This is a genomic window from Loigolactobacillus coryniformis subsp. coryniformis KCTC 3167 = DSM 20001, assembly GCF_002706425.1.
Lineage (GTDB): Bacteria > Bacillota > Bacilli > Lactobacillales > Lactobacillaceae > Loigolactobacillus > Loigolactobacillus coryniformis.
The window spans coordinates 628320-642573 of sequence record NZ_CP017713.1 but is presented as its reverse complement, the minus strand read 5'-3'; the positions used below and the strand labels follow the sequence as shown (position 1 = coordinate 642573).

The following is a 14254-nucleotide window of genomic DNA, read 5'->3' as shown; positions in this document are numbered from 1 at the left end:
AAACTAATTTGGGATAATTGCGTTGATTGCCCGATGATCGCGCTCTTCACAAAGAAGATCATATAGCTCTGTACTAGCATTCGCCAATGGCAGATACTGCGTTTTTCCACCGCTTTGGTGCACCCGTAATTCACTATCCGCTAAATCAATTACCACAACGATTCCGTTACCAAATTCCGTCCCGTATTGACAGACTGTATAGTCCGCGTTAGCCCTAGCAAAATGTAAATTCACTTCAGCTTGGCTGGCTAAATGTTTAACCAACTGTTGCTGCTTGAATTTGTTTAATAATTTAACCATAGATATTGCCCTTCTCCTCTATATACAATAACCATCCATTAATAGAATACCATTGATTTTATAACCTGGATAGCTACTTTCTTGCTTAAACGAAATATTATGTCGTTTTTAGCTAAATTGAACGACAAAAAAGCCGATAACTTTATCGTTATCAGCTTTCTCAACTTAAGCCGTCTATCGGATTCGAACCGACGACCTCATCCTTACCATGGATGCGCTCTACCTGCTGAGCTAAGACGGCATAAATATACAATTAAACAGTCTGATCAGAACACTGCCTAAATAGTATATTATATATTCTAAATGAATGCAACACCTTTAATCAGGATAATTCGTTTGCCGGTAATACAGTATCCCGAGCTAGCATTTCTGCTGGTACAGCATCAATAAATTGACATGGCGCACCGGTACTGATCAACACTAATTCATGCATCGCCCGTGAAGCGATTGTATATAAGATATCACGATCACCCTCTGCATTAAAATGCACAGCAGATACATCATAAGCAACGACTGCATCAAATTCTAAGCCCTTCGCTAAATAGATTGGTAAAATCAAAACGCCCTTGGGCAAAGCGCGATCAGCGTCCGTCATCAGCGTTGTCTCAACATCCAACTTTAACCGTGCATACAATCGCGCACTTGTTGCACGATCCTTAGTCAAAACTGCGACTGTTTCGTGCTGTAAGAGTAAACGCCGACATTGTTTAGTGATCTGCTGCAAACTATCAGCCGTTGAATCCGTCGTAACCAACAGTGGCTTATGACCATCGCGAGTAAAGGCCTGGATCTCATTTCCAGCTGGCAATAACGCTGCCGCAAAAGTCGTGATTGGGAAGGTCGAGCGGTAACTTTTATTCAACGTGATCAAATTGATGCTGTGGGTCTGGAAAATAGTCGTCAATTCATCAATAAAATCATTTTGTCGGTAGTGGGCGGTAAATAAATCCTGCGCACGATCGCCTAATAAAGTTAATTTAGCTTTAGGAAAAGCGTGCTTGATGTAAGCTAATTGTGCCATCGTGTAATCTTGCATTTCATCAATAAATAGATGTTGCATCGCGTGATTCTGCCCACTACCGGTCAGACGATCGCGCAAATACAGCAATGGCGCAGCATCCTCTAAACGTAGATGGTGCCGTTCTAATTGTTGCTTGTAACTCGCAATCATAGTCTGCCAAACCTTAGCGGTCACATCGTTCGGTGTGGCCTGGCGCATAAAATCAGCATACTGCTCGTACATATCAATAAAATAATCGTTGTACAATGCGTCATAAACAATGGCTAAGCGGTCACGCACCAGTTTTTCAGCAATAAATTGAAACTCATCATCACCACTGTCAAAGCGTTGCTCACCGACAATGCTCCGATAACGATCTTCATCGAGCATATCAACTTCTGCCGCCACCCAATCAGCTTTAGCTTCCTCATGAATGCGCCGCTTCAACCGCTTGATCAACGTGTTCTTAGTTGCGAGGAATTTATCCGCCGCCAACATTTTAACTGGTAGCCGGGCATAAATTGCCGCAATTTCTGCCTTAGTGAAGAAAGCGCGACCTTCAAAATATACATCCGTAAAGGCTAATTGTTGCGGTTGGGCTTGGCGCAAATAATGTTCCACAGCCTGAATGTACGTATAACTTTCTTTATAGCGTCGAATTTTTTGTGCTGTTCTAGGAAAGCTAGATTGATCCTGTTCATAGCGATCAAACAAGGTCTCCACCCGTAGGCCAGAAAAGCGCTGCTCCAAAAATTCGGCTAAAGTGACCTGACGCATATTTTTTTCACCTAAACTGGGAAGCACTTCCGAAATATAATGACTGAATAAGCGATTCGGTGAAAATAAAATCATCTGCTCAGAATTTAACGATTCGCGGCTATGATACAGCAGAAAAGCGATCCGCTGCAGTATAGCCGATGTTTTCCCTGAACCAGCTACCCCCTGTACGATCAAAATATCATGTTTCGTATCACGAATAATATCATTCTGTTCCTGTTGAATCGTCGCAACAATATTACGCATATATTCATCACTATCAGCACCTAATACATGTTGCAGCATACTATCGCCAACTGTTTCGTTGGTATCAAATAAATTTTCAATTTTACCGTGCTCGATCAAAAATTGCCGCTTCTTCAGTAATTCAGCTTGTACCGGGCCAGTCGGCGTTTCATAACTCACTTTACCCAGCGTACCATTATAGTAAATACCCGAGATTGGCGCCCGCCAATCATAAACTAAAAAGTTCTGTTTAGCATCAATAAATGACGAGGTCCCAATATATAATGTATCGCGATCACCCGCTTCATCAATATCGATTCTGCCAAAATAAGGTGACTGCTGTAGATCTTTTAATTGAGTGATCTGCTGTTTTAAGATCGACTCATTTTCAACAGTCCGTGCAACTAATTGTTTTTGCTGCTGCACGGCAGCATTAGTTTCGATTCGGTCATCCGCTTCAGTAATATTGACCCGCGTGTTATCGCCATAATTTCGTTCAATCGAGGTAGTCTCACGATGTGCCTGGTCCAATTGTGCGTTTTTATCTTGCAATCGTTGCTCAATTTTAGCGATCACATCAGTTACGCGCGCTTGTTCCTGCTGCTTAGTTTCTGCATCCATTCAAACGACCTCCTCTATTTCTATTTTAATAATATTAAAGCATTTTGCTAAGGTATAGTTTCACTAATTTAGCCTAAATATACTTTAAAAAAACAGTACGGATTTTAAACCGACGCACCGTTTCTGTCGCCAGTAAAATTTATTCCAGCGGTCAATTATTTTATCATACTTTAGACTAGAGGTGTTGTAAATTGAATGCAAATAAAAAGGTTAGGCCAATTTAATGTCCTAACCTTTTTATATTATTCTGACTTATTCTGATTTGCTTTATCCTGCTGAGCTTGCCATTCTTCCTTAGTCAGCATATCAGTAACCGTCATTTTAAAGCTAGTCAGCTTTACGTCAGTCATTCGTGTAACTTCTGCCTGCACTTTATTAACTGCTTCATCGAAAATTTTAGGTGCGTTACGCCCATATTCCAATGTTGCGCTTAATTCTAACGTTGCAGTTTGTGCATCGTCATCTAAGTCCACTTTTACCCCTTTAGTAGGGTCATCATTATCACGGAAACGATCAGCTAAGTTTTCGATCACATTCCCCTCAACCGTTAAAACACCAGGGATTGTCGTCATCGTCCGACCAACGATTTTTGCAATCACGTCTTCGTTATAATTTAATTCACTTTCGATGGCTTGTGGCGCATTATTCTTCATTTTTTCGTCCATATTTTGTTAGTCATCCTTTCGTTTAACGCTAATTTAGTTAACCCGGTCCTTAGTTTCTTTTTTGCCTTCACTCGTTTGATTAGCCCATTCACGTTTAGTCATGATATCCGTCACGTTTAAATTCAGCTCGATCAATTCCAAACCTGTCATCTGTTTCAACGCTTGATAAACGCGGTCGCAGAGTTGGTCAAAAATGACACGTGCATCGGCACCATATTCTAAAGTTGCTTCCATATCCAACGCAACTTGTTTTTGACCTACTTCAGCATCGATACCCTTAGTCACATCCGTATCACTCCGGAAGCGTTCAGCGATGTTGCTCATCAAACCACCGTTCATTGATAAAATACCGTCAATATCACCGGAAACATTACCGGCGATTTTTTTGATCACATTATCCTCAAACGTCAATTTACGTTTTTGTACTTTTGGTTGATCCATCGAATACCTCCTCTATCTCACTGGCTATTCAGCAGACTTTTTGCTATAAAACCTACAAACACCAATTCGACTACATTATTCAGCGCTCAAGAACTTGCAACAACCAGCGCTTTAATTCTGGTAATCGTTCACTGTAACGACCGATTAGAAAACCGATCGCACTCAACAACAGAATCAAAATTAGCTGCCAAAAACCTAGCATGATCCAGATAATGCCGCAGATCAGGCCAATGAGCGCGCCTTTCATTTCTCGCTGCATTTACTCACCTCATTAAATCACGTCTGTCATTGGTTGCTTACGTTGGTCGACGGTTAACAAATGAACATCAACATTTTTCACTGGAACACCTAGGCGTTCAGTTAATTCACGTTTGGCTGTTTTCTCAATTCGTTGACTGGCGCCGACTAAATCATTAGTTGTACTCGTTAAAGTGGCATTGACCTGCGCATTGGCTAAAGCTTTGTGCTTAAGCAATTGAACGGCCACATCAACTTCAGTCACTGGGTGCTGCTCCTGTACAGCATACTTAACAGATTTTTCCACTGCAGTACGACTGATATTTAGCTGCCCGTGCTTAGTTTTCATGTTCAAGCTAGTGGTCGTTGACCGTTTAAATAATGCGATAAACAGCAAGACCAGAAAAATTAGTCCCGCAATGATCGCCAAACCTAAGCCGACCCAGGACAACCAAATTTGTTCTTGCTGCCACTGCATCAATTGGCCTGACCAGTTAGCCATGGGCTCAATCAACAGACCAAACCAAATCGCTTCTAACAGGCCTAGAAATGCCAGCAAACCAAGCGCAAATTTGAAAATTGGGCGCACATCGCATTCCTCCCTCTATTCCATCAAATCTTTGCGGTTCCGAATGATAACTATTTTGGCTAGTCAACCTTCCATAGGTGGTCAATTATCCAACTAACTTTTCTTTTTCCGCGTACCGATAATCACGGAGACGATCAATACGAGGACAACGGCACCGATAATTGATGGAATAATTGCCATACCTGCAATCATCGGTCCCCAGCTACCTAAGATCATCTCACCGAGCCAAGAACCGACTAAACCGGCAATAATATTACCGATCCAGCCTAAAGGCAAGTCACGACTCGTGACTGCACCAGCGATGACCCCGATAACCGCACCAACAATTAATACCCAGAGTAAGTGAAGCATATCAATCAGTCCTTTCTTATAGAATTGATTATTATGGTACATCTCCATATTAGCATCAAAGCTCGGCCGGTTGCAATTTAGATGCATGCTTTTCCACTTAGATACAGCCCGTTTCATGCATAAAAGTTGTCGTAACTAGTTGCTATTTTGTATAGTTTAACTAATCAAGTCTATAACCATGTCATAATATTCATAGCTACTAAGGTAACCTATAGACATTTCAGTAGCAGACAATATTTACGAGGAGGAACGTTTATGACCATGATTTCGATCGTTTCAACCACTAATTCGAATTTCGTTACCCCATTAGCCACACTCTATCGCTCAATTCTCGTTAATAACCCGACCAACGATTTCGCCTTTTATATCTTTGCCGATCAATTGACTGCCGAAGATAAGCTACAACTTAATCGCTTGGAAATAGATTATACCAATTGTCATAAAGTCGCCTACTTATCAGTTGACGAATCACTTTTCCAACAGGTCGTAACCGATGAACGTATCGTCAAATCAGCTTACTATCGCATTTATACTGCAGACCTATTACCGGAATTAGATCGTATCCTTTATCTTGATTGTGATTTGATCTGTACCAGTGATATTAGTGAACTATGGCAGACTAATTTAAATGGTAAAGTAATTGCTGCAGTTGAAGACGCTGGCTACGTTCCGCGCTTAGCTGAGATGGGAATCAAAGCGGAACAGCCATTTTACTTCAACTCCGGTGTCATGTTAATTGATCTAAAACGTTGGCGTGATGAAAATCTGACAAGTAAAGTGATGGCCTTCATCAATCATCATCCTGAAAAACTAAAATACCATGATCAGGACGCACTGAACGCCGTCTTGGCTGATAAATGGTATTATTTACACCCTAAATATAATATGCAATCACGTTTGATTCGTCACGAACAAGTTCATCCCTTAGCTCCTGGCGAAATCCTTGCTGAAGAAGCCCGGCAGGCGCCAGTGCTGATCCATTACTCTGGCCGGAGTAAGCCATGGATCGAGTTTGGTGTTCGCCCACATCCATTGCGTAATGAATATTGGAAATATGCACCTAAAACGCTACGCTTAACAACTAGCAAGCAAATTAGTTAATCTTCAATTGATCAGTCAGCCATATGCGCTGGCTGATTTTATTTATGCGCACAAAAAAACAGCCAAGCCATTACTGACTTGACTGCCTTTTTAAAAGTGCGTGGCAACGTCCTACCCTCGCAGGGGGTGCTCCCCCAACTACTCTCGGCGCTAAGAAGCTTAACTTCTGTGTTCGACATGGGAACAGGTGTATCCTTCTTGCTATCGCCACCACACCACTTTCTGAGAACGTTGCGCTCTCAAAACTGGATATTCATTTCTTTGCCCTTAAACTAACACTACGTACATGCTACTTGGTTAAGTCCTCGACCGATTAGTATTGGTCCGCTCCATGCCTCACGGCACGTCCACTTCCAACCTATCTACCTGATCATCTCTCAGGGGTCTTACTTCCATAAAGGAATGGGAAATCTCATCTTGTGGGGGGCTTCACACTTAGATGCTTTCAGCGTTTATCCCGGCCATACTTAGCTACCCAGCGATGCGCCTGGCGGCACAACTGGTACACCAGCGGTATGTCCATTCCGGTCCTCTCGTACTAGGAACAGCTCCACTCAAATTTCCTACGCCCGCGACGGATAGGGACCGAACTGTCTCACGACGTTCTGAACCCAGCTCGCGTACCACTTTAATGGGCGAACAGCCCAACCCTTGGGACCAACTACAGCCCCAGGATGTGATGAGCCGACATCGAGGTGCCAAACCTCCCCGTCGATGTGGACTCTTGGGGGAGATAAGCCTGTTATCCCCAGGGTAGCTTTTATCCGTTGAGCGATGGCCCTTCCATACGGAACCACCGGATCACTAAGCCCGACTTTCGTCCCTGCTCGACCTGTAAGTCTCGCAGTCAAGCTCCCTTATGCCTTTACACGCTATGAATGATTTCCAACCATTCTGAGGGAACCTTTGGGCGCCTCCGTTACTTTTTAGGAGGCGACCGCCCCAGTCAAACTGCCCACCTGACACTGTCTCCCGCCACGCTAAGTGGCGCGGGTTAGAGGGTTCATACAGCAAGGGTAGTATCCCACCAATGCCTCCACCGAAACTAGCGTTCCGGCTTCAACGGCTCCTACCTATCCTGTACAAGCGGTACAAACACTCAATATCAAGCTACAGTAAAGCTCCATGGGGTCTTTCCGTCCTGTCGCGGGTAACCCGCATCTTCACGGGTATTATAATTTCACCGAGTCTCTCGTCGAGACAGTGCCCAGATCGTTACGCCTTTCGTGCGGGTCGGAACTTACCCGACAAGGAATTTCGCTACCTTAGGACCGTTATAGTTACGGCCGCCGTTTACTGGGGCTTCATTTCTGGGCTTCGTACCGAAGTACTAACTCATCCACTTAACCTTCCAGCACCGGGCAGGCGTCAGCCCCTATACGTCATCTTACGATTTAGCAGAGACCTGTGTTTTTGATAAACAGTCGCCTGGGCCTATTCACTGCGGCTGATCGTTAGATCAGCACCCCTTCTTCCGAAGTTACGGGGTCATTTTGCCGAGTTCCTTAACGAGAGTTCTCTCGCACACCTGAGGATACTCTCCTCGACTACCTGTGTCGGTTTGCGGTACGGGTAGTTTATTTCTCACTAGAAGCTTTTCTCGGCAGTGTGACATCAAGGACTTCGCTACTTAAATTCGCTCCCCATCACAACTTGTCCGTACAGGTGCAAGCATTTGACTCACACCAAGACTTATTGCTTGGCCGCACATTTCCAATCGTGCGGATCCTTTAGCCTCCTGCGTCCCTCCATCGTTCAAACAAAATAAACTAGTACAGGAATCTCAACCTGTTGGCCATCGCTTACGCCTTGCGGCCTCAGCTTAGGTCCCGACTAACCCTGGGAGGACGAGCCTTCCCCAGGAAACCTTAGTCATACGGTGGACAGGATTCTCACCTGTCTTTCGCTACTCATACCGGCATTCTCACTTCTAAGCGCTCCAGTTGTCCTCACGATCAACCTTCAACGCCCTTAGAACGCTCTCCTACCATGACCACATAAGTGGTCATCCACAGTTTCGGTATTATGTTTAGCCCCGGTACATTTTCGGCGCAAGGTCACTCGACTAGTGAGCTATTACGCACTCTTTAAATGGTGGCTGCTTCTGAGCCAACATCCTAGTTGTCTATGCAACCCCACATCCTTTTCCACTTAACATAAATTTGGGGACCTTAACTGGTGGTCTGGGCTGTTTCCCTTTCGACAATGGATCTTATCACTCACTGTCTGACTCCCGGATAATTCATCAATGGCATTCGGAGTTTATCTGAATTCAGTAACCCAAGACGGGCCCCTAGTCCAAACAGTGCTCTACCTCCATGATGGTCAATTCCGAGGCTAGCCCTAAAGCTATTTCGAAGAGAACCAGCTATCTCCAAGTTCGTTTGGAATTTCACCGCTACCCACACCTCATCCCAGCATTTTTCAACATACACGGGTTCGGTCCTCCAGTGTGTTTTACCACACCTTCAACCTGGACATGGGTAGGTCACTTGGTTTCGGGTCTACGTCTACATACTAAACGCCCTATTCAGACTCGCTTTCGCTATGGCTCCGCCTTATCAGCTTAACCTCGCATGCAAACGTAACTCGCCGGTTCATTCTACAAAAGGCACGCTATCACCCATTAACGGGCTCTAACTAATTGTAGGCACACGGTTTCAGGAACTGTTTCACTCCCCTTCCGGGGTTCTTTTCACCTTTCCCTCACGGTACTGGTCCACTATCGGTCACTAGGTAGTATTTAGCCTTGGGAGATGGTCCTCCCAGATTCCGACGGAATTTCACGTGTTCCGCCGTACTCAGGATCCTGAACGAAGAGCCGTTGATTTGACTTACGGGACTTTCACCCTGTTTTGTTCAGCATTCCAACTGACTCAGTTATCAACGACTTTGGTAACTCCAAAGTTCAGTCCTACAACCCCACAATGCAAGCATCATGGTTTGGGCTGTTCCCCGTTCGCTCGCCGCTACTTAGGGAATCGAATTTTCTTTCTGTTCCTGCAGGTACTGAGATGTTTCAGTTCCCCACGTTTACCTCTCATAAGCTATGTATTCACTTATGAGTAACCAACGACTAAGTTGGCTGGGTTCCCCCATTCGGAAATCTCCGGATCAAAGCTTACGTACAGCTCCCCGAAGCATATCGGTGTTAGTACCGTCCTTCATCGGCTCCTAGTGCCAAGGCATCCACCGTGCGCCCTTCTTAACTTAACCTACTTGATACCTAACGGTATCACGGTTAGAGTTTAGCGATTAAGAAATACTTTCTTAAAAAACTCTTTAAAACGCAGTGTTAATTCTCGGTTTATATATTACAAAGAAATTGAATATCCAGTTTTCAAAGTACAACGTTTGAGAGTAAGCCTCTCAAAACTAAACAAAGTTTCAAAACAAATCGTGTAGGTTTCCGTAATTATTCCTTAGAAAGGAGGTGATCCAGCCGCAGGTTCTCCTACGGCTACCTTGTTACGACTTCACCCCAATCATCTGTCCCACCTTAGGCGGCTAGTTCCCTAAAAGGGTTACCCCACCGACTTCGGGTGTTACAAACTCTCATGGTGTGACGGGCGGTGTGTACAAGGCCCGGGAACGTATTCACCGCGGCGTGCTGATCCGCGATTACTAGCGATTCCGGCTTCATGTAGGCGAGTTGCAGCCTACAATCCGAACTGAGATCGGCTTTAAGAGATTAGCTTACCCTCGCGGGTTCGCAACTCGTTGTACCGACCATTGTAGCACGTGTGTAGCCCAGGTCATAAGGGGCATGCTGATTTGACGTCATCCCCACCTTCCTCCGGTTTGTCACCGGCAGTCTTACTAGAGTGCCCAACTAAATGCTGGCAACTAGTCATAAGGGTTGCGCTCGTTGCGGGACTTAACCCAACATCTCACGACACGAGCTGACGACAACCATGCACCACCTGTCACTTTGTCCCCGAAGGGAAAGCTGTATCTCTACAGTGGTCAAAGGATGTCAAGACCTGGTAAGGTTCTTCGCGTTGCTTCGAATTAAACCACATGCTCCACCGCTTGTGCGGGCCCCCGTCAATTCCTTTGAGTTTCAACCTTGCGGTCGTACTCCCCAGGCGGAATGCTTAATGCGTTAGCTGCAGCACTGAAGGGCGGAAACCCTCCAACACTTAGCATTCATCGTTTACGGTATGGACTACCAGGGTATCTAATCCTGTTCGCTCCCCATACTTTCGAGCCTCAGCGTCAGTTACAGACCAGACAGCCGCCTTCGCCACTGGTGTTCTTCCATATATCTACGCATTTCACCGCTACACATGGAGTTCCACTGTCCTCTTCTGCACTCAAGTTTCCCAGTTTCTAATGCACTTCTTCGGTTAAGCCGAAGGCTTTCACATCAGACTTAAAAAACCGCCTGCGCTCGCTTTACGCCCAATAAATCCGGACAACGCTTGCCACCTACGTATTACCGCGGCTGCTGGCACGTAGTTAGCCGTGGCTTTCTGGTTGGATACCGTCAAAGGACTAACAGTTACTCTAGTCCCTGTTCTTCTCCAACAACAGAGTTTTACGATCCTAAAACCTTCTTCACTCACGCGGCGTTGCTCCATCAGACTTTCGTCCATTGTGGAAGATTCCCTACTGCTGCCTCCCGTAGGAGTTTGGGCCGTGTCTCAGTCCCAATGTGGCCGATTACCCTCTCAGGTCGGCTACGTATCATTGTCTTGGTAAGCCGTTACCTTACCAACTAACTAATACGCCGCGGGTCCGTCCAAAAGTGACAGCCAAAGGCCGTCTTTTACATTCAGACCATGTGGTCTGAATGGTTATGCGGTATTAGCATCTGTTTCCAAATGTTATCCCCCACTTAAGGGTAGGTTACCCACGTGTTACTCACCCGTCCGCCACTCACGTCAATCAACGTCCACTGCAAGCAGCTTCGGTCGACGTCAGTGCGTTCGACTTGCATGTATTAGGCACGCCGCCAGCGTTCGTCCTGAGCCAGGATCAAACTCTCATATAAAATGAAAATTGATTGCTCAATTGATTTTGTTGCTAGCGAGTTATAATTCAAATTGAATTGACTTCGCAAATGTTTGCTTTATCTCGAACCAGTCCGAAGGCCGGTAAAAAATAAAGACCCTACACATTTGATTTGTCGAAACTTTGTTCAGTTTTCAAAGGTCTACCTTGTTGCTCAACACAACTTAATCAGTTTATCATGACGAGCGAAGCTTGTCAAGAACTTTTTGAATAAATATTCAAGACGTTCATTTCTGATTTTGCTATGTCTTGTTAAATCAAGCTTCCCCTCTGCATCTTTATGCAAGTAGGAATGAATAACTCAACAAGTGACAACTTTATTAGTTTATCAAGTTAAGCAAGATCTGTCAACAAAAAGTTTTAAAAACTTTTTTAATGACGTGATTTCCTTAATTGACAACAAAGAATATTATACCAGCCTTTTTAAATACCGTCAAGGAATTTCATGAAAAAATTAGTTTCACCGACATTTTCCATCTATTTTGTTTGAATGTTCGGCTAAATGAGTAAATAACCACTTTTTAACTTCCGTCACTTCAGCTTTCTTTGTGTTTTCTGGCCAAATCACTTAAAATAAGAATCAACTATCTATAAAAGCAGGTGTAATTATGAGTTATCCGCGCATTTTACCACTAGAAAAAGGTTATAACTTCCGCGAACTTGGTGGTTATCAGACAATTTCCGGCCAACAAGTAAAGTGGCACAAAGTGATTCGGGCCGCACAACTTAATGATCTTAGTGATGCTGATCTAAACTGGCTCAACGAATATGGGCTACAGCTAATCATCGACTTCCGTTCGCCAGAAGAAAAAGCAGCTGCACCAGATCGAGTCCCTGCAAAAAGTCGCTATCAATTCTTACCCGTTTTTGCAATCGATGAAACTAAAAATTCAATTGCACCGCAAGCGCTGCTAAACGAATTGCGTCGCGATCCTGACGGTCATAAGCAGATGATCCAGGTCTATCGCAATCTAATTAGCGATGCTCATGCACAACAGACCTACCGTCAATTCTTTGCTTATTTACTATCTAATGAGGCCGCTGAGCGTAGTTTACTCTTCCACTGCACTGCAGGTAAAGATCGTACTGGAATTGGTGCAGCGTTATTTCTTGGCGCTTTAGGCGTTCCATTGACGCAGATCACTGCAGATTATCTACTCACACAGCAAGCATCCGCCCAACAATTTGCACTTAATATGGCGCAAGTTGAGGCTTATCCGGGAATAACTGCGGCACAGGTTGCTGGCGTGCGTGATTTAATGTCCGTTTATCCTGAATACTTAGAAACAGCTTGGACAACGATCAATGAACTAGCTGGTTCGCTATCCGGTTATTTACACGATTACTTGCAACTGAGCTCCCAAGACATTACCGATCTGAAGAAAATCTATCTCACCGACTAAAATAAAGCCAGTTAAGTTCAACGACTTAGCTGGTTTTTCAGTACAAAAAGAGCCGCGACATATATTTATAGGTTCTATACTTTTTCCTGTTGATAGCTTACTTAACATGGTAATCTATTAGCAGGATTTTTTAGTGCAAAATAAAAAAGGCCCGTAAGCCTCGCACCTAAAAAATCCACCCACTACAGCATCTTTTTTAAAGGACGTGAAAACTTATGGACCCTGTAGATAATAATATAAAATTTGCGCTCAGTATTAAAGACCCAAATGTAGTTTTTTACAAATATAACTATCAAGTGATTAAAGCTAAGCGCGCAAAAGTATATATAGCCACGGTTAAGTTCGACCAGAAACATTGCGCTAACTGTGGCTTTTGCGAGCTAAGTCATAATGGACACTACGTATCACGCGTGACCTATCTGGCAGCGAATGCGAGTGAACCAGTTTATTTAGAACTCCATAAAGAACGCGTCATTTGTCGTAATTGTAAAGCGTCGTTTATGGCTACTTCTGATGTGGTAGACAAGTACTGTTGTATCTCCCGAGCCACGCGTCAGAAAGTGTTTATGAGTCTACAAGACGACCGCACTCAAGCTAGCATTGCGATCGATGCCGGCATATCAGCTAGCACTGTCTGTCGTTACTTAGACAACTATGATGACTTATTTCGCAGAAATCTTAACTATCTACCGGTTCATCTCGCCATGGATGAATTTAGAGGAATTGGTGGTCGGCTCCATTTCATCTGTATTAATGGCGCTGGTGAGCACGAAATTCAACAAATTCTGCCAGACCGATTCAAGCAAAGTATTACTGATTATTTTAAACAATTTCCAGCAAGTGTTCGAGCACGTGTCAAAACAGTTACCGTAGATCTAAATAGTTACTATCAAGACATTGCCAAGGCAATGTTTCCGCAGGCAAAAATTGTGATCGACCGCTTTCACATCGTTGCAATGATGACTCGAGCTTTTAATCAAACTCGGGTGCAAACCATGAAAAAGTACAATAAAAGATCCTATGAATATCGCACGTTAAAGTTCGCCTGACGGCTTTATTTGAAGTATGCCGGAAATCTAGATGAGGAACATGTCTTTTATGACCGACACCTGCGAAAACAACTCACACAACTAGAACGTGTAGAACAAGGACTGACAATTAACGAAGAACTTAAAGCATCGTACGAGTCGATGCAAAGCATCATGGAAAACCTTAAGAATCAAGACAAAGACAAGCTTGTGGAAGATCTATATACAAATCAAAATATAAGTCCCTACATGAAAGCAGTGTTTCAAACGTTCAAAAAGAACTTAGTGGTTGTACTCAACGCCAGTGAATCGGACTATACGAATGGCCCAGTCGAAGGCATGAATCGAATGATTAAACAAATTCAACGCACAGCATTTGGATTCCGTAATTACCATCATATGATTTCACGTATTAAGTTACGGCAAATGAGAACAAAACCAATGAAAAAAACAGAGTTGAAAGTCGCATGACTTTCAACTCTGTAAAAGCTATTCATCAA

General features: G+C 44.0%; 9 protein-coding genes, 1 tRNA gene, 3 rRNA genes and 1 pseudogene. 3 read left to right on the top strand and 11 right to left on the bottom strand.

Annotated elements, in window-relative coordinates; translation table 11 throughout:
• Positions 1–3: 3 nt before the first annotated feature.
• The 8 genes from LC20001_RS03095 to LC20001_RS03060 all read right to left on the bottom strand — a co-directional run bounded on the left by LC20001_RS03095 (position 4) and on the right by LC20001_RS03060 (position 5206).
• On the bottom strand, positions 4–300 hold the full coding sequence (locus tag LC20001_RS03095; RefSeq protein WP_010010869.1) for a hypothetical protein: 297 nt from the start codon (positions 298–300) through the stop codon (positions 4–6).
• 168 nt (positions 301–468) lie between these two features.
• Positions 469–541: transfer RNA gene (locus LC20001_RS03090), tRNA-Thr, on the bottom strand.
• Between the two features lie 81 nt (positions 542–622).
• Entirely contained in the window at positions 623–2923 is a 2301-nt protein-coding gene (helD, locus tag LC20001_RS03085; protein ID WP_010010868.1) for an RNA polymerase recycling motor HelD, read from the bottom strand.
• 242 nt (positions 2924–3165) lie between these two features.
• Positions 3166–3588 carry an Asp23/Gls24 family envelope stress response protein gene (locus tag LC20001_RS03080; protein ID WP_010010867.1) on the bottom strand — a complete coding sequence of 141 codons (423 nt, stop codon included), beginning with the start codon at positions 3586–3588 and terminating at the stop codon, positions 3166–3168.
• Positions 3589–3621: 33 nt separating this feature from the next.
• The gene (locus LC20001_RS03075) at positions 3622–4029 is read right to left on the bottom strand and encodes an Asp23/Gls24 family envelope stress response protein (RefSeq protein WP_003677236.1); all 408 of its coding nucleotides are present in this window, start codon (positions 4027–4029) and stop codon (positions 3622–3624) included.
• A 79-nt stretch (positions 4030–4108) separates the two neighbouring features.
• The gene (locus LC20001_RS03070; RefSeq protein WP_010010866.1) at positions 4109–4288 is read right to left on the bottom strand and encodes a DUF2273 domain-containing protein; all 180 of its coding nucleotides are present in this window, start codon (positions 4286–4288) and stop codon (positions 4109–4111) included.
• 12 nt (positions 4289–4300) lie between these two features.
• On the bottom strand, positions 4301–4855 hold the full coding sequence (gene amaP, locus LC20001_RS03065) for an alkaline shock response membrane anchor protein AmaP (RefSeq protein WP_010010865.1): 555 nt from the start codon (positions 4853–4855) through the stop codon (positions 4301–4303).
• 93 nt (positions 4856–4948) lie between these two features.
• Positions 4949–5206 (bottom strand): GlsB/YeaQ/YmgE family stress response membrane protein, encoded by a 258-nt coding sequence (locus LC20001_RS03060; protein WP_029508014.1) that lies wholly within the window; start codon positions 5204–5206, stop codon positions 4949–4951.
• A 255-nt stretch (positions 5207–5461) separates the two neighbouring features.
• Here LC20001_RS03060 and LC20001_RS03055 point away from each other — a divergent pair, with 255 nt between their 5' ends.
• Entirely contained in the window at positions 5462–6307 is an 846-nt protein-coding gene (locus tag LC20001_RS03055) for a glycosyltransferase family 8 protein (protein ID WP_003677237.1), read from the top strand.
• Positions 6308–6405: 98 nt separating this feature from the next.
• On the opposite strand, the gene rrf is transcribed toward LC20001_RS03055, so the two are convergent.
• The 3 genes from rrf to LC20001_RS03040 form a co-directional block, all read right to left on the bottom strand.
• Positions 6406–6522: ribosomal RNA gene (rrf, locus tag LC20001_RS03050) — 5S ribosomal RNA — on the bottom strand.
• Between the two features lie 78 nt (positions 6523–6600).
• Positions 6601–9523 (bottom strand): 23S ribosomal RNA (locus LC20001_RS03045).
• Between the two features lie 210 nt (positions 9524–9733).
• Positions 9734–11303, bottom strand: a 16S ribosomal RNA gene (locus LC20001_RS03040).
• The 16S, 23S and 5S rRNA genes sit together here, the layout of an rRNA operon.
• Before the next feature lie 628 nt (positions 11304–11931).
• Between LC20001_RS03040 and LC20001_RS03035 the strand changes: the two genes are divergently transcribed.
• Both LC20001_RS03035 and LC20001_RS14720 read left to right on the top strand, forming a co-directional pair.
• Entirely contained in the window at positions 11932–12726 is a 795-nt protein-coding gene (locus LC20001_RS03035) for a tyrosine-protein phosphatase (RefSeq protein ID WP_003679443.1), read from the top strand.
• 215 nt (positions 12727–12941) lie between these two features.
• Positions 12942–14225, top strand: a pseudogene (locus LC20001_RS14720) (ISL3 family transposase).
• The last annotated feature ends 29 nt before the right edge of the window (positions 14226–14254 follow it).